The sequence below is a fragment of the Streptomyces sp. NPDC097107 genome (assembly GCF_044762405.1).
GTDB lineage: Bacteria > Actinomycetota > Actinomycetes > Streptomycetales > Streptomycetaceae > Streptomyces > Streptomyces thinghirensis.
Window position 1 is genome coordinate 245,309 of record NZ_JBIWEF010000012.1, and the last position, 20,970, is coordinate 266,278.

At 71.9% G+C, this 20,970-nt stretch carries 18 protein-coding genes and 1 pseudogene; 12 read left to right on the top strand and 7 right to left on the bottom strand.

What is annotated here, in order from left to right:
• Position 1: 1 nt before the first annotated feature.
• Complete coding sequence (locus tag ACIQ1J_RS27765; RefSeq protein ID WP_403561004.1) at positions 2-1,732, top strand: BCCT family transporter; 1,731 nt, start codon at positions 2-4, stop codon at positions 1,730-1,732.
• Between the two features lie 106 nt (positions 1,733-1,838).
• Here the strand turns inward: ACIQ1J_RS27765 and ACIQ1J_RS27770 are convergent, their stop codons facing one another.
• On the bottom strand, positions 1,839-2,792 hold the full coding sequence (locus ACIQ1J_RS27770; RefSeq protein ID WP_210961017.1) for an FAD-dependent oxidoreductase: 954 nt from the start codon (positions 2,790-2,792) through the stop codon (positions 1,839-1,841).
• A 66-nt stretch (positions 2,793-2,858) separates the two neighbouring features.
• On the opposite strand from ACIQ1J_RS27770, the pseudogene ACIQ1J_RS27775 reads away from it, so the two are divergent.
• Both ACIQ1J_RS27775 and ACIQ1J_RS27780 read left to right on the top strand, forming a co-directional pair.
• Positions 2,859-3,897 (top strand): annotated as a pseudogene (locus ACIQ1J_RS27775) (oxidoreductase).
• Positions 3,898-3,932: 35 nt separating this feature from the next.
• A complete protein-coding gene (locus ACIQ1J_RS27780; RefSeq protein WP_403561006.1) occupies positions 3,933-5,576 on the top strand; it encodes an ABC-F family ATP-binding cassette domain-containing protein in 1,644 nt (547 codons plus the stop codon).
• 181 nt (positions 5,577-5,757) lie between these two features.
• On the opposite strand, the gene ACIQ1J_RS27785 is transcribed toward ACIQ1J_RS27780, so the two are convergent.
• The 3 genes from ACIQ1J_RS27785 to ACIQ1J_RS27795 form a co-directional block, all read right to left on the bottom strand.
• Positions 5,758-8,124: a Tex family protein gene (locus ACIQ1J_RS27785; protein ID WP_403561008.1), complete on the bottom strand. Its 2,367-nt coding sequence runs from the start codon at positions 8,122-8,124 to the stop codon at positions 5,758-5,760.
• A 115-nt stretch (positions 8,125-8,239) separates the two neighbouring features.
• Positions 8,240-8,371 (bottom strand): LPFR motif small protein, encoded by a 132-nt coding sequence (locus tag ACIQ1J_RS27790; protein WP_274595154.1) that lies wholly within the window; start codon positions 8,369-8,371, stop codon positions 8,240-8,242.
• A 94-nt stretch (positions 8,372-8,465) separates the two neighbouring features.
• Positions 8,466-9,335 (bottom strand): hypothetical protein, encoded by an 870-nt coding sequence (locus ACIQ1J_RS27795; protein ID WP_403561010.1) that lies wholly within the window; start codon positions 9,333-9,335, stop codon positions 8,466-8,468.
• 73 nt (positions 9,336-9,408) lie between these two features.
• Here ACIQ1J_RS27795 and ACIQ1J_RS27800 point away from each other — a divergent pair, with 73 nt between their 5' ends.
• A complete protein-coding gene (locus ACIQ1J_RS27800; protein WP_403561012.1) occupies positions 9,409-10,119 on the top strand; it encodes a DJ-1/PfpI family protein in 711 nt (236 codons plus the stop codon).
• Here ACIQ1J_RS27800 and ACIQ1J_RS27805 read toward each other — a convergent pair.
• Positions 10,106-10,873 carry an enoyl-CoA hydratase/isomerase family protein gene (locus ACIQ1J_RS27805; RefSeq protein ID WP_403561014.1) on the bottom strand — a complete coding sequence of 256 codons (768 nt, stop codon included), beginning with the start codon at positions 10,871-10,873 and terminating at the stop codon, positions 10,106-10,108. The two genes, ACIQ1J_RS27800 and ACIQ1J_RS27805, sit on opposite strands and share 14 nt — an antisense overlap.
• A 204-nt stretch (positions 10,874-11,077) precedes the next feature.
• Between ACIQ1J_RS27805 and ACIQ1J_RS27810 the strand changes: the two genes are divergently transcribed.
• On the top strand, positions 11,078-11,530 hold the full coding sequence (locus ACIQ1J_RS27810) for an ATP-binding protein (RefSeq protein ID WP_403561059.1): 453 nt from the start codon (positions 11,078-11,080) through the stop codon (positions 11,528-11,530).
• A 6-nt stretch (positions 11,531-11,536) separates the two neighbouring features.
• On the opposite strand, the gene idi is transcribed toward ACIQ1J_RS27810, so the two are convergent.
• Together idi and ACIQ1J_RS27820 are read right to left on the bottom strand one after the other, a co-directional pair.
• Positions 11,537-12,130, bottom strand: a complete 594-nt coding sequence (idi, locus tag ACIQ1J_RS27815; RefSeq protein ID WP_403561016.1) for an isopentenyl-diphosphate Delta-isomerase — start codon at positions 12,128-12,130, stop codon at positions 11,537-11,539.
• A 313-nt stretch (positions 12,131-12,443) separates the two neighbouring features.
• Positions 12,444-13,382: a cation diffusion facilitator family transporter gene (locus tag ACIQ1J_RS27820; protein ID WP_403561018.1), complete on the bottom strand. Its 939-nt coding sequence runs from the start codon at positions 13,380-13,382 to the stop codon at positions 12,444-12,446.
• Between the two features lie 466 nt (positions 13,383-13,848).
• On the opposite strand from ACIQ1J_RS27820, the gene ACIQ1J_RS27825 reads away from it, so the two are divergent.
• From ACIQ1J_RS27825 to ACIQ1J_RS27855, 7 genes are all read left to right on the top strand, one after another.
• Positions 13,849-15,702: a DUF5941 domain-containing protein gene (locus tag ACIQ1J_RS27825; protein WP_403561020.1), complete on the top strand. Its 1,854-nt coding sequence runs from the start codon at positions 13,849-13,851 to the stop codon at positions 15,700-15,702.
• Complete coding sequence (locus tag ACIQ1J_RS27830) at positions 15,699-16,451, top strand: sugar phosphate nucleotidyltransferase (RefSeq protein ID WP_210961008.1); 753 nt, start codon at positions 15,699-15,701, stop codon at positions 16,449-16,451. Before ACIQ1J_RS27825 ends, ACIQ1J_RS27830 begins: the two co-directional genes overlap by 4 nt.
• Positions 16,439-17,500: an iron-containing alcohol dehydrogenase family protein gene (locus ACIQ1J_RS27835; RefSeq protein ID WP_403561022.1), complete on the top strand. Its 1,062-nt coding sequence runs from the start codon at positions 16,439-16,441 to the stop codon at positions 17,498-17,500. Before ACIQ1J_RS27830 ends, ACIQ1J_RS27835 begins: the two co-directional genes overlap by 13 nt.
• Positions 17,478-18,257, top strand: a complete 780-nt coding sequence (locus ACIQ1J_RS27840; protein WP_310869945.1) for a CDP-alcohol phosphatidyltransferase family protein — start codon at positions 17,478-17,480, stop codon at positions 18,255-18,257. The genes ACIQ1J_RS27835 and ACIQ1J_RS27840 overlap by 23 nt, the downstream gene beginning before the upstream one ends.
• Before the next feature lie 8 nt (positions 18,258-18,265).
• Positions 18,266-19,138: a glycosyltransferase family 2 protein gene (locus ACIQ1J_RS27845; RefSeq protein WP_121750216.1), complete on the top strand. Its 873-nt coding sequence runs from the start codon at positions 18,266-18,268 to the stop codon at positions 19,136-19,138.
• 96 nt (positions 19,139-19,234) lie between these two features.
• Complete coding sequence (locus ACIQ1J_RS27850; protein WP_403561024.1) at positions 19,235-20,164, top strand: ABC transporter permease; 930 nt, start codon at positions 19,235-19,237, stop codon at positions 20,162-20,164.
• The gene (locus ACIQ1J_RS27855; RefSeq protein WP_210961004.1) at positions 20,157-20,945 is read left to right on the top strand and encodes an ABC transporter ATP-binding protein; all 789 of its coding nucleotides are present in this window, start codon (positions 20,157-20,159) and stop codon (positions 20,943-20,945) included. Before ACIQ1J_RS27850 ends, ACIQ1J_RS27855 begins: the two co-directional genes overlap by 8 nt.
• Positions 20,946-20,970 lie beyond the last annotated feature (25 nt).

A 20,970-nucleotide genomic window follows, 5' to 3' on the forward strand; every position in this document is an offset into this window, starting at 1 on the left:
CGTGACGCAGGACCGACCGAGCGACAAGGAACACCACGAAAGAGGCACACTGCCGGGTTCGGAGGCGGGCCTGCCGGGGCAGGCGAACAAGCCCCGGACCGACCGCGTCGTCTTCGGCGTCACCGCGGCCCTTACCCTCGCGTTCGTCATCTGGGGCGCGGCCGGCACGGACTCGCTGGAGGACGCCTCCGGCAGCATGCTCGGCGGCCTGATGCACAACGGCGGCTGGGCGTTCGTGCTGGCCGCCTCCGGCTTCGTCGTCTTCGCCCTCTGGCTCGCGGCCAGCCGCTACGGCCGCATCCACCTCGGCGCCGAGGGCGAGAAGCCCGAGTTCCGCACGGTGTCCTGGGTCGCCATGATGTTCAGCGCGGGCATGGGCATCGGTCTGATGTTCTGGGGCGTGAGCGAGCCGCTGGCGCACTTCGACACCGCCCCGCCCGGCAGCAGCCCCGCCGACACCGGCGACCGCATGGCGACGGCCATGGCCACCACCCTGTTCCACTGGACGCTCCACCCTTGGGCGATCTACGCGGTGGTCGGCCTCGGCATCGCCTACAGCACCTTCCGCAGGCGCCGCCGGCAGACCATCAGCGCCGTGTTCACCCCGCTCATCGGCGAGAAGCACGCGAACGGTGTGAGCGGCCGGGTCATCGACATCCTCGCCATCATCGCGACGGTCTTCGGTTCCGCGGCCTCGCTCGGCCTCGGTGCCCTGCAGATCGGCTCCGGCGTCGAGAAGCTCGACTGGATGGACAAGGTCAGCACCGGGCTGCTGGTCGGCATCATCGCGGTGCTGACCGTGGCGTTCGTGGCCTCCGCGATCTCCGGCGTCGAGAAGGGCATCCAGTGGCTGTCCAACACCAACATGGTGCTGGCCCTGTTCCTCGTCGTCTTCGTGTTCGTCGCGGGCCCGACCATCCTCATCCTCGACCTGCTGCCGACCTCGATCTTCACCTACCTCGGCGACCTGCCCGAGATGGCCGGCCGCACCGAGATCAGCGGCGGCGAGGGCGTCGCCGACTGGCTGAGCAGCTGGACCGTCTTCTACTGGGCGTGGTGGATCTCCTGGACGCCCTTCGTCGGCATGTTCATCGCCCGTATCAGCCGGGGCCGGACCATCCGCCAGTTCATCGGCGGCGTCATCCTCGTCCCCAGCACCGTCAGCCTGATCTGGTTCGCGATCTTCGGCGGCTCGGCGATGAGGCTCCAGGAGCAGAACCGGCTCGGCGACGAGACGACCCCCGAGGGCCGGCTCTTCGCGGTGCTGCAGGAGTACCCGATCGCCACCGCCACCAGCCTGCTGGTGATGGTCCTCGTCGGCATCTTCTTCGTCTCGGGCGCCGACGCGGCCTCCATCGTGATGGGCACCCTCTCGCAGAAGGGCGCGCTCGAACCCAGCCGCTGGGTGGTGGTGTTCTGGGGCGTGGTGACCGGCGCGGTCGCCGCCATCATGCTCCTGGTGGGCAGTGGCGAGGGAGACGCGCTCACCGGTCTGCAGAATCTGACGATCCTCGCGGCGGCCCCCTTCGTCATCGTGATGATCTTCATGTGTATCGCCCTCATGCGCGACCTGCGCCGTGACCCCCTGATGGTGCGCGGTGAGATGGCCTCCGAAGCCGTCGAGATGGCCGTCATCGAGGGCCACAAGCAGTACGAGGGCGACTTCGAGATCCGCATCGGCCCGGGCCCCGGCACGGACGTGGAGGGCGACCCGATCGGCAAGCACCACTGACCGGCGCGGAGTCGCTCAGGCGGGGAAACGAAAAGGGGCCGGCACACACCCACGTGCCGGCCCCTTCCCCCGTTTCGGAGCGCGCGCCGCCCGGACCGGGGCACGGTCAGCGGGAGGCCAGCCCGGCCGCCTCCCGCGCGCAGCCCCAGGCCACGGTGACGCCCGCGCCGCCGTGGCCGTAGTTGTGCACCAGCAGCCGCCCGTCCGGCAGCCGCTCGCGCTCCAGCCGTACCGCGTCCCGGGCCGGCCGCAGCCCCACCAGGTGCGCGAGCACCCGCGCCCCGGCGATCTCGGGCCGCAGCGCCGCGCACCGCCGTACGATCGCCTCCGCGACCGCCGGGTCCGGCTCGGCCGACCAGGCGTCCTCCTCGGCCGTGCCGCCCAGCACCAGGCGGCCGGGCTGCGGAAAGAAGTACGCCATCTCGCCCGAGACGGGATCGGTGGAGACCATCCAGGTCCGGATGCCGGGGTTCTCCACGACGACCAGCTGCCCGCGCACCGGACGCACGGACGCGTCCGGCACCAGCTCCCGGGCGCCCAGCCCCGTGCAGTTGACCACCACCGGCGCCTCGGCCTCGGCCAGATCGGTCACCGCGCGGGTCTCCACCACACCGCCCGCCGCCACCAGCCGCTTCCGCAGCCACGACAGATGAGTCGACATGTCGATGAGCGGCAGCCGCGCCCACAGCCCCGACCCGCCGTACTCCTCCGCGGTCGCCACCCGCAGTCCCGGCAGCCGTGCGGCCGCCCAGGCGTCCGCCTCGTCCAGGCCGGTCTCGCCCAGCACCCCTTCGACCATGCGTACGCCGCTCTCCCCGGGCCGCGCCGCCAGCTCCTCGTACACGTCCAGGGAGCGCAGCGCCCACGACCGCGCCAGCGCGACCGGCTTGATGCGGTACGGCCACCACAGCGCACCCGCGACCGCCGAGGTGGTCCGCTCGACGGGCTCCCGCGTCCACAGCCGCACCCGCCTGCCGCGCTCGGCGAGAACGACGGCCGTCGTCAGCCCGACCACCCCGCCGCCGACCACGACGACTTGGTCATCCAGTTCGGTTTCCACACCGGGACGTTAGCGGAATGCCCCATGCCGTGCGCAGAGCGGTCGCACCCCGGGAATACTCACCGCATGGCTGCCGAGTACGCGACCTTCGCTCTGGCCCCGGCGGTGCGCGCCGGCGGCGTCCGGGCCGACGGTGACTACCAGGTCCACCGCGACTTCATCGACTTCGTCGTCGACGGACGTCCCCTGCTGTTCCGCCTCTCCGACCTGGACGCCGTCTCCCCGCTCGCCTCCGACGTGCCTCCCGCGATCCTCACCGCACAGGTCCGCAGCCTGCTCCTGGAGACCGACGCGCCCCTGTCCGGCGGCCGCTACGTCATCTACGCCTGCCCCGAGTGCGAGGACCTCGCCTGCGGTGCGGTGACCGCCGTGATCCGGCGGGACGGCGACGACTTCGTCTGGCGGGACTTCGCCTGGCAGACCGGCGAACGGGCCGACCTGGAGTTCAACGGCTACCACGGGATCGGCCCGTACGTACCGCTTCCCCGGCGCCGAGTACCGTGCCGCCCTCGCCGCCCTGCTCGACGGCGGCTCCGCGCACACCCGACGCAGGGTGCTGCTGATCGGCGACCGCGTCGCCCTGCTCGCCAGGCTCGCCGCCGCGCTGCGCACCATCGGCATCGGCGCCGACATCACCCATGACGCCGGTGACGTGACGGCCGACGAACTGCGAGCCTACGGCGCCGTCGCCTTCGGGCGCGGGATCGCCGAGAAGGAGCGGACGGCCGTACGCCGCGCCTTCGCGAACGCCGGGGTGGACGTGTCCTACGTCGACGGCCTCGCCCCGATCGTCCCGTTGCTCGTCGCCCAGATCGAGAACGCCCTGGACCGCGGCCCGGCCGAGCGGCGCAGACTGGCCCGCCTGACGGCGACCGGTACCGCGGCCGACGTCGAGGTCACCTCGACCTGCCGGGTACGGCTCACCGCGTACCGGCTGGACCGCCTGCACCGCACCCACACCCACGAGGTCTTCGACGGCGTACTCGAACCGGGCGGCCACCGCGTCGACCTGGACGCGGGGACGGTGAAGGGGGAGGCCTTCGTGGTGGCGCGGGCGCCGGGAGGCGTGCTGGTGGCCGCGGTGACGCACGGGAAACCCGGCTGAGCGGGCAGTGAACCACCGCTAAAATCGGCGGTCTGATGACTGCCACCCTCGTCGCCAAGAACCTCGCCGCCGGCCACGGCGACCGCTCCCTGTTCACCGGGCTCGACCTCGTCGTCGCGCCCGGCGACGTGATCGGACTCGTCGGAGCCAACGGCGCGGGCAAGTCCACCCTCCTGCGGATGCTCGCCGGACTGACCACCCCGGAACAGGGCGAGCTGCGCCTGTCCCCGCCGGCCGCCACCGTCGGCCACCTTCCGCAGGAGCCCGAGCGCCGCCCCGGCGAGTCGATCCGGGCGTTCCTGGCCCGCCGTACCGGCGTCACCGAGGCGCAGCGCACCCTGGACGAGGCCACCCAGGCACTGGTCGACGGCGCTCCCGGCGCCGACGACGCCTACGCGACCAGCCTGGAGCGCTGGCTCGCCCTGGGCGGCGCCGACCTCGACGACCGTGCGGCGGAGACCGCCGACGCACTGGGCCTGACGGTCGGCCTGGACCAGCCGATGACGTCCCTGTCGGGCGGCCAGGCGGCGCGCGCCGGACTCGCCTCCCTCCTCCTCTCCCGCTACGACGTCTTCCTGCTCGACGAGCCGACCAACGACCTCGACCTGGACGGCCTGGAGCGCCTCGAACGCTTCGTGACCGGCCTGCGGGCCGGCACCGTCGTCGTCAGCCACGACCGCGAGTTCCTCACCCGCACCGTCACCAAGGTCCTGGAACTCGACCTCGCCCAGCGGCAGATCACCCTCTACGGCGGCGGCTACGAGGCCTACCTGGAGGAACGCGAGGTGGCCCGCCGGCACGCCCGTGACGAGTACGAGGAGTACGCCGACAAGCGGGCCTCCCTCCAGGACCGGGCCCAGACGCAGCGCTCCTGGATGGACAAGGGCGTCAGGAACGCCCGGCGCAAGGCGGGCAACGACAACGACAAGATCGGCCGCAAGTTCCGCAGCGAGGCCAGTGAGAAGCAGGCCGCCAAGGCCCGCCAGACCCAGCGCATGATCGAACGCCTGGACGTCGTCGAGGAACCCCGCAAGGAGTGGGACCTGCGCATGGAGATCGCCTCGGCGCCACGCTCGGGCGCGGTGGTCGCCACCCTGCGCGACGCCGAGGTCCGGCGCGGCGACTTCGTCCTCGGCCCGGTCTCCCTCCAGATCGACTGGGCGGACCGGGTGGCGGTGACGGGAGCGAACGGCGCGGGCAAGTCCACGCTGCTCGCCGCCCTCCTCGGCCGGGTCCCGCTCGACGCCGGACACGCGGCGCTCGGCTCCGGCGTCCTGCTCGGCGAGGTCGACCAGGCCCGCCGGCTGTTCTACGGCCCCGAGGCCCTGCTCGACGCCTTCCGCTCGGCCACGCCGGACACGGAACCGGCCGAGATCCGCACCCTCCTGGCCAAGTTCGCCCTCAAGGCGGACCATGTCATGCGCCCGGCGTCGACCCTCTCACCGGGCGAGCGCACGAGGGCCGCCCTGGCACTCCTCCAGGGCAGAGGCGTCAACCTTCTGATCCTGGACGAGCCGACCAACCACCTCGACCTGCCGGCCATCGAACAACTGGAATCGGCTCTGGACGCCTACGAGGGCACGCTCCTCCTGATCACCCACGACCGTCGCATGCTGGACGCGGTCAGGGTGACGAGGCGCCTGGAGGTCACGGACGGCAAGGTGGTCGAACGCACGTAGCTGCCCCCTCCGCAGATGCAGGCAGTCGTGCCTCCCCCAGAGCCTGAACGGCCTGGGAGGTGCCCCCAGGGGCGGACGGGTGGGCGGTGGCGGTCCCCCGCTCGGGGGAAGCCGGGAGTGGGGGAGGCACCCGGCGAGCGCCGGCCCGCGCACACCCCCCCCGCAACCTTCCGTCGGGCGCCTACGCCAACCCGGCCCGCCGCAACGCGTCAGCCATCGCGTCGTTGGACGGAGCAGGCGCCGACGACCGCCCGTTGCCGCCACCACCGCGGCCGGAGGCCTGCCGCTGCTGCCGCTGCCTGGGCGGCCTCCCCCCACGCTCCCGCTTCTGCTCGCCCTGCGCGGCGGCGGCCTCGTCGTCCAGCCGCAACGTCAACGAGATCCGCTTCCGCGGAATGTCGATGTCCATCACCTTCACCTTCACGATGTCCCCGGGCTTCACCACATCCCGCGGATCCTTCACGAACGTCTTCGACATGGCCGACACATGTACCAGCCCGTCCTGGTGCACACCGACGTCCACGAACGCACCGAAGGCCGCGACATTCGTCACGACGCCCTCCAGGACCATCCCGGCGGACAGCTCGGAGAGCTTCTCCACGCCCTCCTTGAAGGTGGCCGTCCTGAAGGCGGGCCGCGGGTCGCGCCCCGGCTTCTCCAGTTCCTTCAGAATGTCCGTGACCGTCGGCAGACCGAACGTCTCGTTCACGAACTCCGCCGGCTCGAGCGACCGCAGCACGGACGTGTTGCCGATCAGGCCGGCCACCTCCTGCCCGGCGGTCTTCACCATCCGGCGCACCACCGGGTACGCCTCGGGGTGCACGCTGGACGCGTCCAGCGGGTCGCTGCCGCCCCGGATCCGCAGGAAGCCCGCGCACTGCTCGTACGCCTTCGGGCCGAGCCGCGACACCTTCTTCAGCTCGGTCCGCGACGTGAACGGCCCGTTCGCGTCCCGGTGCGCCACGATGTTCTCGGCGAGGCCGGAGGTGACGCCGGACACGCGGGCGAGCAGCGGCGCGGACGCCGTGTTGACGTCCACGCCCACGCCGTTCACACAGTCCTCGACCACCGCGTCCAGCGAGCGCGACAGCTTCACCTCGGACAGGTCGTGCTGGTACTGGCCGACGCCGATCGACTTCGGGTCGATCTTCACCAGCTCGGCCAGCGGGTCCTGCAGCCGCCGGGCGATCGACACCGCGCCGCGCAGCGAGACGTCCATGTCCGGCAACTCCTGGGAGGCGAAGGCGGAGGCCGAGTACACGGAGGCACCGGCCTCGGACACCATCACCTTGGTGAGCTGCAACTCCGGGTGTCTGCTGATCAGTTCGCCGGCGAGCTTGTCGGTCTCGCGGGACGCCGTGCCGTTGCCGATGGCGACCAGTTCGACCGCGTGCTCCTTGGCGAGCCGCGCCAGCTTGGCGATCGCCTCGTCCCACCGGTTGGCGGGGACGTGCGGATGGATCACGTCCGTGGCCACGACCTTGCCGGTCGCGTCGACCACGGCGACCTTCACGCCCGTACGGAAGCCCGGGTCCAGGCCGAGCGTCGCGCGCGTGCCCGCCGGAGCGGCCAGCAGCAGGTCGCGGAGGTTCGCGGCGAAGACGTTCACCGCCTCGTCCTCGGCGGCCGTGCGCAGCCGCAGCCGCAGGTCGATGCCGAGGTGTACCAGGATGCGGGTGCGCCAGGCCCAGCGGACCGTGTCCGTGAGCCACTTGTCGCCGGCCCGGCCGCGGTCGGCGATCCCGAAACGGCTCGCGACGATCCCCTCGTACGACGACGGTCCGTCGGTGGCTTCCTCGGGCTCCAGGACGAGGTCGAGTACGTCCTCCTTCTCGCCGCGCAGCATGGCGAGGATCCGGTGCGAGGGCAGCTCGGTGAACGGCTCGGCGAAGTCGAAGTAGTCGGCGAACTTGGCGCCGGCCTCCTCCTTGCCCTCCTTCACCTTGGCGGCGAGCCGCCCGCGCACCCACATCCGCTCCCGCAGCTCGCCGATCAGGTCGGCGTCCTCCGAGAACCTCTCCGTGAGGATCGACCGCGCTCCGTCCAGGGCGGCCTGCGGGTCCGCCACGCCCTTGTCGGCGTCGACGAACGCGGAGGCCGCGGCGACGGGGTCCACCGACGGGTCGCCGAGCAGGCCCTCGGCCAGCGGCTCCAGACCCGCCTCGCGCGCGATCTGCGCCTTGGTACGCCGCTTGGGCTTGTACGGCAGGTAGATGTCCTCGAGGCGGGCCTTGGTCTCCGCACCGCGGATGCGCGCCTCGAGCTCCTCGGTGAGCTTGCCCTGCTCGCGTACCGAGTCGAGGACCGCCGTACGACGCTCCTCCAGCTCGCGCAGATAACGCAGCCGCTCCTCGAGCGTGCGCAGCTGCGCGTCGTCGAGCATCTCGGTCGCTTCCTTGCGGTAGCGGGCGATGAAGGGCACCGTGGAGCCGCCGTCGAGCAGCTCCACCGCGGCCTTCACCTGCCGCTCCCGCACGCCGAGTTCTTCGGCGATCCTGCTCTCGATGGACCTCACGTCGATGGACGCGCTGGACCCGGGTGTCGTCACGATCCCGTACCGCCTTCTCACAGAGGTTGCGCGGCAATTGTGGCAGGTGGTGCCGACAATCGGGGATCAGGGCGCCACCCGGCCCGGTCGGCAACGGGTCGCGCCGGACGCGGCGTCAGACCCGGCGGCCGCGGGTCGAGGACGAAGCCCCGCCGAAAAGCCGGGCCAGGGCCCGGAAGGGAAGCGTCACGACGGTGGCGATGGCCCCACCGATCTGGCGCAGTACGTCTGCGATGGCACGGAACACGAGAAGCCCCTTTCCTCTCCCGGCCCCTCCGGCCGGGAGCCCTACGGGTACCTCCGGATCGGCCGGACATGCCCGTCGGCGGGGCCGGACCTGGTCAGCGCTTGCCGAGCAGGTCCGCCGGGAAGGCGCCGGCGCCCAGCGCCGTGCGGGCGAAGGACGCTCCGAGCTCCGTCAGACGGGCCACGCCCTCGGCTCCGAGGTGCGCGTAGGGGGCCGCGTCCAGCCGGTCCGTCTCCCGTTCGATCTCGTCGCGCAGTGCCACACCCCGCTCGCTCAGCTCGCCGGCGTCGTCGATCAGGCCGCGGTCGCGCAGCCGGCCCGTCGCCGCCTCCCACTCCGCCTGGGTCCAGCCGCGGGTGGTGAAGATCCACTTGGGTGCCATGCCCTTGCCGGTCGCGGTGTGCGTCACCAGCGCCTCCAGGCCGTCGAGGCCCGCGGCCAGCAACGCGGTGAGGTGGCCGTCGCCCCGGTGCTCGCGCAGCAGGGTCGCCGCGTGCCAGAACGCCAGGTGCGGCGCGTCGGGCACGGGCAGGTCCGCGTGAGCGGAATACAGCGGGCGGGCACTGCGGGAGCAGCCCTCGGCGGCGCGCAGCGCCAGACCGGCGGCCTCCGACATCTCCGCGGACGCCAGGGTCTCGTCGCCGAGCAGGCGGCGCAGCGTCGCGTCGACGGCACGCGCGCGTGCCGCCAGGACCTGTGCCGGGGTGGCGGTCTCCCACACCGCGGGCACATGCCGGGCGACGAGGTCGTGTTTGTAGTTGTAGAACGTCGCCGTCACGGCGCCGGCGCCGACCGGCCCCAGCGCGGCGGCGCGCACCGCGAAGTTGACGGCCCGGGGGTCGGCGACCCCGAGGTCGCCCAGTTCCCGCCCCAGGTCGGGCGAGAAGTAGTGCGTCGAGTGCAGCGAGTTGAGCGCGTTGTGGCAGCGGCGTCCGGCGCGTGCGTCGATGGCAGCAGTGGTCATGCCACGCACGTTACCAACCGCTCAGTATGTCCTCCAGGGATCTGCCGCGGGGCCCGCTCCGAGCGTGGGACGTATGGCAGGAAAGGCGGGGATCTCGTCCTTGCGGCCATCACCGGGCGGGCGAAGAATCGACGGCGCGCACCGAACCGTCCTCGTCGTCCTGTTCGACGACGTCCAGAGCCTCGATGTCACCGGCCCCGCGGAGGTCTTCGCGGGCGCCGAGCAGCACACGCCCGGGACGTACCGCATCCGTACGGCCTCGCTGGACGGCGCCCCCGTGCGCACCTCCAGCGGTCTGACCGACGTACCGGACCTGGCCCTCGCCAAGGCGCCCGTCCCGGACACCCTGACCGTTCCCGGCGGCCGGGGCTCCCAGAACCCCGACCCGCGCCTGGTCGAGTGGCTGCGAGGCCACGGGACGGGCGCCCGGCGCCTGGTCTCCGTCTGCACCGGGGCGATCCTGCTCGCCGCCGAGGGTCTGCTCACCGGCCGCCGTGCCACCTCGTACTGGCTGGCACTGGACCTCCTCGTACGGTTCGGCGTCGAGCCGACCGGGGAACGGGTGGTCACCGACGGCAAGTACGTCACCGCGGCCGGCGTATCCTCCGGCATCGACATGGGTCTCACACCGGTCGGCCGCATCGCCGGCGACGAACACGCCCAGGCGGTCCAGCCGCTGGCGGAGTACGACCCGCGGCCGCCCTGCGACGCGGGGTCCCCCGAGAAGGCACCCGCGCATCTCGTCGAGGAGTTCCGCGTGAAGAACCGGTTCATCCAGACGTAGACCCGCTCGGCGGCATGCTCCAGCCGAAACGCGGCTGCCTGCGCTCCAGGAAGGCGGCGACCCCCTCCGCGGTGTCGCCGCTGCCGCGCGCCTGGGCGGCCCAGTACGCGTCCCGGTCGGTGCGCCCGTCCGCGAACTCCTTCGCCGCGGCCTGCGTCAGCCGTGAGCGCGACGCCAGTACCCGGGTGAACTCCGCCACCCGCTTGCCGAGTTCGCCCTCCGGCAGCACCTCGTCGACCAGGCCGGTGCGCAACGCCCGCCCGGCGTCGATCAACTCCCCCGAGAAGAGGAGGTACTTCGCGCAGGCCGGGCCCGTCAGCGCCACCAGCCGCCGGGTGGAGGACGCCGGGTACACGACCCCCAGCCTGGCCGGGGTCACCCCGAACAGCGCCGACTCCTCGGCGAACCGCAGGTCGCAGGCGGCCGCCAGCTGAGCCCCGCCGCCCACACAGTGACCGCGGATCGCAGCCAGCGTCGGCTTGGGGAAGGCCGCGAGGGCCTCCTCGGCCCGAACGGCGAGCCCCTGCGCGTCCTCCGCCGGCTCCCGCAGGGTGGAGATGTCGGCTCCGGCGCAGAACGTGGCTCCCTCACCGGTGAGCACCAGCGCCCGCACCGACGGGTCTCCCGCCAGGGCGTCGAGCAGTTCGGGCAGCGCCCGCCACATCGCGGCCGTCATGGCGTTGCGCTTGGCCGGGTGGTGGACGACGACGGTGGCGACCGAGTCGGCGACCCGGTGCAGCAGCTGGGGCTCCATGCGCCGGATGTTATCCGCCGGCCCGTTGGGTTCACGCGGCCGGTGCGAGCGGGACAGGAACGGTCCCACAACTGACCGTGTCGTACGCCAACGATCAGAAGTGTTCGATATCGGCTGACTTGTGTTCAGTTCTCCGGAGCGGAGCGACGCGTTACCAACACTCGGAGTGTGGTGACAATCGAGCCCAGGGGTGGCGACCGGACGATGGACGAGACCGGGCCCGCCGGGCCGCTGCCGTACGAGGGCGTCTGGCGGTTCACCGCCCCCGCCGTGGACGCGTCGGTCCCGCAGGCGCGGCACGCCGTTCGGGACCTGCTGGTGCGCCAGGGCGTGCCGGTCTCCGACGAGGTGACCGGGGGCCTGCTCCTGATCGTCTCGGAGCTGGTCACGAACGCCGTCCGGCACGCGGCGGTGCTGTCGCCGGTGCTCGCCGTGGAGATCGCCGTCGGGCCCGAGTGGGTGCGGGTGTCCGTGGAGGACAGTCACCCCTACCGTCCGACCGCCCTGGAGGCCGATCACGGTCAGACGGGCGGGCGCGGGCTGCTCCTGGTCCGGGAGATCACCCGGGAGGCGGGCGGGGCGTGCGACGTGGCCCACACGGCGAGCGGCGGCAAGGTGATCTGGGCCGCCCTGCCGCTCAAGCACGCCCTGCGATAGGCGGGCTCACCAGCCGGCGGAGGGGCCCGTCAGCTCGCGGACCGCGGGCCGGGCCGCGTCCAGCACCGTCATGAACCATGCCGAGAAGGTGTCCTTGCCGTGCCGTTCGGCCAGCTCGGCGGGTGACACGAAGGCCGTCTCCGCGACTTCCTCCGCATCGGGCCGCGGCGCTGCCTGCACCAGGCCGACGAAGAGGTGGTTGTACTCCTGCTCGACCAGCCCGGAGGCCGGGTCCGGGTGGTTGTAGCGCACGGTGCCCGCCTCGGCGAGCAGCGAAGGGGAGACGCCCAGCTCCTCGTACGTCCGCCGGGCCGCCGCCGCGAAGGGCGGCTCGCCGGGGTAGGGATGACCGCAGCAGGTGTTGGACCACACGCCGGGGGAGTGGTACTTGCCCAGCGCCCGCTGCTGGAGCAGCAGCCGGCCCCGCTCGTCGAAGAGGAACACGGAGAAGGCGCGGTGCAGCCGCCCCGGCGGCTGATGCGCGGAGAGCTTCTCCGCGGTGCCGATCGTCACGCCGTTCTCGTCGACCAGTTCCAGCAAAATCGCGTCTGCGGTGCCGTTCGACGAACTGTGCGTCGCGGTGGCAGGAGTGATCGGCATACCCATCCTTCACATCGGTCCTCGCGCCCCAAGTGTGCCGTACGAATCCGGCACTCCCGGCACTTCCCGGCACTCCCGCATGTCCCGCGCGGCGGCGCGGGCGGCGGTCGTCACCGGTCGGACGCCGAGGAAGGGCCCAGTTGATCATCCTGCCCGGCGTCGCGGACCGGGAACCGTCCACGGCGTGACCGGAAGGAGTGCCGCGGGAGACAGGACCGGGGGCAGGACGTGAACGAGCGGCGGACGGCCGCACTCCGCAGCGCGTTCCGACACGCGCACGCCCCCACCGCGGTGCACCGGTGCCACCGAGACCTCAGTGACACAACCTCGCCTCGTGCTCCGCGTGGCCGCCGGGCTCCAGCTGGAAGGTGCAGTGCTCCACGTCGAAGTGGTCGCCGAGGCAGCCCTGCAACTCGTGCAGCATCTTCTCGTGGCCGATCGTGCTCAGCGCCTCGCCGCTCACCACCACGTGCGCCGACAGCACCGGCATGCCCGAGGTGATCGTCCAGGCGTGCAGGTCGTGGACGTCCTCGACCCCGTTCAGCGCCAGTATGTGGGCGCGTACCTCGGCGATGTCCACGCCCTTGGGCGCGGCCTCCAGCAGCACGTCCAGGGTCTCGCGCAGCAGCCGCCAGGTGCGCGGCACGATCATCAGGCCGATGACCAGCGACGCGATCGGGTCGGCCGGCTGCCAGCCGGTGGCCAGGATCACCAGCGCCGAGACGATCACCGCAAGGGAGCCCAGCGCGTCCGCCGCCACCTCCAGGAAGGCGCCCCGCACGTTCAGGCTCTCCTTCTGGCCGCGCATCAGCAGGGTCAGCGACACCATGTTCGCCACCAGGCCGATCGCGCCGAAGACGACGGTCAGCCCGCCCGCCGTGCCGGCCGGTGTGATGAACCGCTCGATCGCCTCGTACAGGACATAACCGCCGACCCCGAGCAGCAGCAGACAGTTGGCCAGGGCGGCGAGGATCTCGGCGCGCGCGAAGCCGAAGGTGCGCCGGTCGCTCGGCGGCCGGTTCGCGAAGTGAATGGCCAGCAGCGCCATGCCGAGGCCCAGGGCGTCCGTCGCCATGTGCGCGGCGTCGGCGATCAGCGCGAGCGAGTCGGCCAGCACGCCGCCGACGATCTCGACGACCATGACGAAGAGCGTGATCGCCAGCGCCACTCGCAGTCTGCCGCGGTACGCGGCCGTCGCCGTCCCGCCGGCCTGCGCCCCGTGCGCGTGCCCGTGATCATGCCCAGCCCCCATGAGGAACAGCCTCCTGTATGTCCGGCATCCGGCGTCCGGAGCACAGTGAACTACGGGTAGGGGGTATCCGGCAACGCGGCACTGAACACCGTTGTCATGTGCCCTGACCTGCGGAAACGATACGCAGGTCAGAGCGCCGGGACGTCCTGGGCGGGCCGTCCGGGTGAGGCCGGCGGACGGCCGGGCCGAGGCGGCCCTGACCCTGCGCGAATGCCCGTCGACACTGTGCGATGTCCGCGATGCCCGGTCTGGGAGCGCGGTTTGTGGGGCGGGCCCCGGATCCACGATGATGATCGCGGCAAAGGCGGGTGCAAGTGGCGTCGACCGACCGTGAAACGGGCGGTGAACATGGCGTTCCAACCATCCGATAACCTCTGCCGACATGCCGCCCGGGTGCCGCAGGCACGGGCGTCCCACCATGCACAGGCCCGGCGCCCAGGCGTCGGCACCCAGGAAGTGAGTTCGGTTGTCGACCGCCATCCTCACCGGTCAGCCGGTTCCCGGTTCGTCGATCGAGAGCGAGCTGCGGTCCCTGGGCTTCGATGTCCGTTCCGCCTCCGGCGCCGCCGACGCCGAGACGCTGCTGGCCCGGGTGCCGGCCGGTGAGCGGGTCGCCGTGGTCGACGCCCGCTTCGTCGGCCACCTGCACGCCCTGCGCCTCGGCCTCACCGACCCCCGCTTCCCGCTCGCCGCGATCCCCGGCGCCGTCACCGCGCAGCCGGACGCCCGCCAGGCCCTGACCCGCGCGATGGCCCGCGAGAACTCCGGCCGCGGCGGCGCCGCCCGCGGGGGCGCCCCCGCGCCGGCGAAGCCGAGCGTGGGGGGCGTCGACAGCCTCGCCGACCGGATCACCACCGCCCTCGACGCCGACGGTGCGGGCGTCCACCGGCCCGAGCTCGGCAGCCTGGTCGCCGCCGTCCCCGCCGATCCCCAGGCCCGCAACGAGGCCAGGCAGGCCGTCGCCGGCGTCGACGACGAGGCCGTACGCCTGAAGTCCGCGGTCAAGGCCCGCGACGGCTTCGTCACCACCTTCCTCATCAGCCCCTACTCCCGCTACCTCGCCCGCTGGTGCGCCCGACGCGGACTGACCCCCAATCAGGTCACCACCGCCTCGCTCATCACCGCGCTCATAGCGGCGGGCTGCGCGGCCACCGGCACCCGCGGCGGTTTCGCCGCCGCCGGCGTCCTGCTCATCGCCTCCTTCGTCCTCGACTGCACCGACGGACAGCTCGCCCGCTACTCCCTGCAGTACTCCACGCTCGGTGCCTGGCTGGACGCCACCTTCGACCGCGCCAAGGAGTACGCCTACTACGCGGGCCTCGCCCTCGGAGCCGCCCGCGGCGGCGACGACGTATGGGCCCTCGCCCTCGGCGCGATGGTCCTCCAGACCTGCCGGCACGTCGTCGACTTCTCCTTCAACGAGGCCAATCACGACGCCGCCGCCAACACCAGTCCCACCGCCGCCCTCTCCGACAAGCTCGACAGCGTCGGCTGGACGGTCTGGGTGCGGCGCATGATCGTCCTGCCCATCGGTGAACGCTGGGCCATGATCGCTGTCCTGACCGCGCTCACCACGCCCCGGATCACCTTCTACGCGCTGCTGATCGGCTGCGCCTTCGCCGCGACGTACACCACCGCCGGCCGCGTCCTGCGCTCGCTGACCCGCAAGGCGACGCGCACCGACCGGGCCGCGAAGGCACTGGCCGACCTCGCCGACTCGGGACCGCTCGCCGAGGCCGCGGCCAAGGGGCTCGCGCGGACCGCCCGCCGGCTGCCCGGCTTCACCGCCCCCGCCGTCGCACTCCTCGGCGGCGCCGCCGTCGTCGCCACGTCCGCGCTCACCGACCTCGGGGGTCCCTGGCCGGCCGTCGCCGCGATCGGCTATGTCCTGGCCTCCGCCCTCGCCGTCGCCCGCCCCCTCAAGGGCGCCCTCGACTGGCTGGTCCCGCCGTTCTTCCGTGCGGCCGAGTACCTCACCGTCCTGGTACTGGCGGCGAAAGCCGATGTGAACGGGGCCCTTCCGGCGGCTTTCGGGCTGGTGGCCGCGGTCGCCTACCATCACTACGACACGGTCTACCGCATCCGCGGCGACGCGGGAGCGCCGCCGCAGTGGCTGGTGCGGACGGCCGGGGGGCACGAGGGCCGCACGCTGGTGATCACCGTGCTGACCGTGCTGCTCACCGCCGCACAGTTCAAGGTCGCGCTCACGGTCCTCGCCGTGGCCGTGGCTCTCGTGGTGCTCGTGGAGAGCATCCGCTTCTGGGTCGCCGCCCACAAGGTCGGTGCACCCGCCGTACACGACGAAGGAGAACCCGCATGATCGGCCTCGTGCTGGCGGCCGGCGCCGGACGCCGTCTGCGCCCCTACACCGACACCCTGCCCAAGGCACTGGTCCCGGTCGGCCCGGAGGGGGCGGAGGACAGCATCACCGTGCTGGACCTGACGCTGGCCAACTTCGCCGAGGTCGGCCTGACCGAGGTCGGGATCATCGTCGGCTACCGCAAGGAAGCCGTGTACGACCGCAAGGAGGCGCTGGAGCAGAAGTACGGCGTCAAGCTCACCCTGATCGACAACGACAAGGCCGAGGAGTGGAACAACGCCTACTCCCTGTGGTGCGGCCGTGACGCCCTCAAGGACGGCGTGATCCTCGCCAACGGCGACACCGTGCACCCGGTCTCCGTCGAGAAGACCCTGCTCGCCGCCCGCGGCGACGGCAAGAAGATCATCCTCGCGCTCGACACGGTGAAGAACCTCGCCGAGGAGGAGATGAAGGTCGTCGTCGACCCCGACAAGGGCGTCCAGCGCATCACCAAGCTCATGGATCCGGCCGACGCGACCGGCGAGTACATCGGCGTCACCCTCATCGAGGGCGAGGCGGCCGTCGAGCTGGCCGACGCGCTGAAGACCACCTTCGAGCGCGACCCGCAGCTGTACTACGAGGACGGCTACCAGGAGCTGGTCAACCGCGGCTTCAAGGTCGACGTGGCGCCGATCGGCGACGTCAAGTGGGTCGAGATCGACAACCACGACGACCTCGCCAAGGGCAGGGAGATCGCGTGCCTGTACTGACGAGGCTCATCCCGTCGCCGGTCGTCGTGGACATCCGCGCGGGTGCCCTCGACGACCTGGGATGTGTGCTCGCCGACGAGCGCATCTCCCACTCGGGCAAGCTCGCCGTCGCCGTCAGCGGCGGCTCGGGTGCCCGGCTGCGCGAGCGTGTCGCCCCGTCGCTGCCCGGCGCCGACTGGTTCGAGGTCGGCGGCGGCACCCTGGACGACGCGGTCAAACTGGCCGGTGCCATGAAGGGCGGCCACTACGACGCGGTCGTCGGCCTCGGCGGCGGCAAGATCATCGACTGCGCGAAGTTCGCCGCGGCGCGCATCGGCCTCCCGCTGGTCGCCGTGCCCACGAACCTCGCCCACGACGGGCTCTGCTCGCCGGTCGCCACCCTCGACAACGACGCGGGCCGCGGCTCCTACGGTGTCCCGAACCCCATCGCCGTCGTCATCGACCTGGACGTCATCCGCGACGCCCCGGTGCGGTTCGTGCGCGCCGGCATCGGCGACGCCGTCTCCAACATCTCCGCGATCGCGGACTGGGAGCTGGCCAACCGGGTCAAGGGCGAGCGGATCGACGGCCTGGCCGCCGCGATGGCCCGCCAGGCGGGCGAGGCCGTGCTCCGGCACCCGGGCGGCGTCGGTGACAACGACTTCCTCCAAGTGCTCGCCGAGGGCCTGGTCCTGACCGGCATCGCCATGTCGGTCTCCGGTGACTCGCGGCCCGCCTCCGGCGCCTGTCACGAGATCAACCACGCCTTCGACCTGCTCTTCCCCACCCGCGCGGCCTCCCACGGCGAGCAGTGCGGTCTGGGTGCGGCCTTCGCGATGTATCTGCGCGGGGCCCACGAGGAGTCCGCCCAGATGGCCGGGGTACTGCGCCGGCACGGACTGCCGGTGCTGCCGGAGGAGATCGGGTTCACCCCGGAGGAGTTCTTCCGGGCGGTGGAGTACGCCCCGCAGACGCGGCCCGGCCGCTACACGATCCTCGAGCACCTCGACCTCAAAACCGACCAGATCAAGGACCTGTACGCCGACTATGTCAAGGCCATCGGTAGCTGAACTACGTCCGGTCGTCCACCCCGCGGGGGTGAAGGACCGGCGCAGCGGTGAGCACTGGGCGGGACGCCTCTACATGCGCGAGGTCTCGCTGCGGATCGACCGCTACCTGGTGAACACCAGGATCACGCCCAACCAGCTCACGTACCTGATGACCGTCTGCGGCGTGCTCGCGGCCCCGGCCCTGCTGGTGCCGGGCATCACGGGCGCCGTGCTCGGCGTCGTGGCGGTCCAGCTCTACCTGCTGCTGGACTGCGTCGACGGCGAGGTCGCGCGCTGGAAGAAGCAGTACTCGCTCGGCGGCGTCTACCTGGACCGGGTCGGCGCCTACCTGACCGACGCCGCCGTCCTGGTCGGCCTCGGCCTGCGCGCCGCCGACATCTGGGGCACCGGACGCATCGACTGGCTGTGGGCCTTCCTCGGCACCCTGGCCGCGCTCGGCGCCATCCTGATCAAGGCAGAGACCGACCTGGTGGGCGTCGCCCGGCACCAGACCGGGAAGGAGCCGGTCCAGGAGTCCGCGTCCGAGCCGCGCTCCTCCGGCATGGCGCTGGCCCGCCGCGCCGCCGGGGCGCTCAAGTTCCACCGGCTGATCCTCGGTATCGAGGCGTCCCTGCTGATCCTCGTCCTCGCGATCGTCGACGCGAGCCGCGGCGACCTGTTCTTCACCCGCCTCGGCACCGCCGTACTCGCCGGCATCGCGCTGCTGCAGACCCTGCTGCACCTGGTGTCCATCCTCGCCTCCAGCAGGCTCAAGTGAGCGGGTCCGTGAAGGTCGGCGCCGTCGTCATCACGATGGGCAACCGCCCGGAGGAACTGCGCGCCCTGCTCGACTCGGTGGCCAAGCAGGACGGCGACCCGGTCGAGGTGGTCGTGGTCGGCAACGGCTCGCCCGTCCCGGAGGTGCCGGACGGCGTGCGCACCGTCGAGCTGCCCGAGAACCTGGGCATCCCCGGCGGCCGCAACGTCGGCATCGAGGCCTTCGGCCCGGGCGGCAGCGACGTCGACATCCTGCTCTTCCTCGACGACGACGGCCTGCTCGCCCGCACGGACACCGCCGAGCTGTGCCGCGAGGCCTTCGCGGCCGACGACGAGCTGGGCATCATCAGCTTCCGCATCGCCGACCCGGAGACCGGCGAGACCCAGCGCCGGCACGTCCCGCGGCTGCGCGCCTCCGACCCGATGCGCTCCTCCCGGGTCACCACCTTCCTCGGCGGCGCCAACGCCGTCCGCACCCGCGTCCTCACCCAGGTCGGCGGCTTGCCGGACGCGTTCTTCTACGCCCACGAGGAGACCGACCTGGCCTGGCGGGCGCTGGACGCGGGCTGGATGATCGACTACCGGTCCGACATGGTGCTCAACCACCCCACGACCGCGCCCTCGCGGCACGCGGTCTACCACCGCATGGTCGCCCGCAACCGCGTCTGGCTCGCCCGCCGCAACCTCCCCGCGCTCCTCGTCCCGGTCTACCTCGGGGTGTGGATGCTGCTCACACTGTTGCGCCGCCCCTCGCGACCTGCCCTGAAGGCCTGGTTCGGCGGCTTCCGCGAGGGCTGGGCCACCCCCTGCGGTCCGCGCCGGCCCATGAGGTGGCGTACGGTGTGGCGGCTGACCCGGCTGGGCCGGCCTCCCGTGATCTGACAAGCTCGTATCCGAGAGCGTCCCGGTCCGTCCGGGGCCAACAGGTCCATGCCAGGCCCGCGCGGCCGAGCATTCCGAAGACGAAAGTTTCCACCAGTGAGTGAGACAACGCACGACGGCACGGTCGCCATGACCAAGCCCGTGTCGCCCGACGAGGGCCTCACACCGGCCCGGCTCGCCGCCAAGTACGGGCTGTCCGTGAGCGGTGCCCGGCCGTCCCTCGCGGAGTACGTCCGTCAGCTCTGGAGCCGGCGCCACTTCATCCTCGCCTTCTCCCAGGCGAAGCTGACCGCCCAGTACAGCCAGGCCAAACTCGGCCAGCTGTGGCAGGTGGCCACCCCGCTGCTGAACGCGCTCGTCTACTTCATGATCTTCGGCCTGATCCTCAACGCGGGCCGCGGCATGGAGAAGGACGTGTACATCCCGTTCCTGGTGACGGGTGTGTTCGTCTTCACCTTCACCCAGTCCTCGGCGATGGCGGGCGTACGCGCGATCTCCGGCAACCTCGGCCTGGTGCGGGCGCTGCACTTCCCGCGCGCCTCGCTCCCGATCTCGTTCGCGCTCCAGCAGCTCCAGCAACTGCTGGCCTCGATGATCGTGATGTTCGCCGTGGTGATCGGCTTCGGCAGCTACCCCTCGCTGTCCTGGCTGCTGGCCCTCCCGGCGCTCGTCCTGCAGTTCCTCTTCAACATGGGGCTGGCGCTGATCGTGGCCCGGATGGGCGCCAAGACGCCGGACCTGGCCCAGCTGATGCCGTTCATCATGCGGACCTGGATGTACGCGTCGGGCGTCATGTTCTCCATCCCGATCATGCTGGAGGACCAGCCGGCCTGGCTGGCCGACGTCCTCCAGTGGAACCCGGCCGCCGTCTACATGGACCTGATCCGCTTCGCGCTGATCGACGGCTACGGCTCCGAGCACCTGCCGCCGCACGTGTGGGCGGTCGCGCTCGGCTGGGCCGTGGTCCTCGCCGTGGGCGGTTTCGTGTACTTCTGGAAGGCGGAGGAGAGGTACGGCCGTGGCTGAGCAGCAGCAGGGCGAGCGGGTGCCGACGGTCATCGCGGACGAACTGCACATCGTCTACCGCGTCAACGGCGCCAAGACCGGCAAGGGCAGCGCGACCGCCGCCCTGAGCCGCATGATCAGGCGAGGCTCCGACGACGCGGCGCGGGGTGTGCGCAAGGTGCACGCCGTGCGGGGTGTCTCCTTCACCGCCTACCGGGGCGAGGCCATCGGCCTGATCGGTTCCAACGGTTCCGGCAAGTCGACCCTGCTGCGGGCCATCGCCGGCCTGCTGCCCGCCGAGCGGGGCAAGGTCTACACCGACGGCCAGCCCTCCCTCCTCGGCGTGAACGCGGCCCTGATGAACGACCTGACCGGCGAGCGGAACGTGATCCTCGGCGGACTGGCCATGGGCATGTCCCGCGAGCAGATCAAGGAGCGCTACCAGGACATCGTCGACTTCTCCGGGATCAACGAGAAGGGCGACTTCATCACCCTGCCGATGCGCACCTACTCCTCCGGCATGGCCGCCCGCCTGCGGTTCTCCATCGCCGCCGCCAAGGACCACGACGTCCTCATGATCGACGAGGCCCTGGCCACCGGCGACCGCAAGTTCCAGACGCGCTCCGAGGAGCGCATCCGGGAGCTGAAGAAGGAGGCCGGCACCGTCTTCCTGGTCAGCCACAACAACAAGTCCATCCGCGACACCTGCAACCGCGTGCTCTGGCTGGAACGCGGCGAGCTGCGCATGGACGGCCCGACCGAAGAGGTGCTCAAGGAGTACGAGAAGTTCACGGGCAAGTAGCCCGACACGCCGGGGTCGCGCGGGA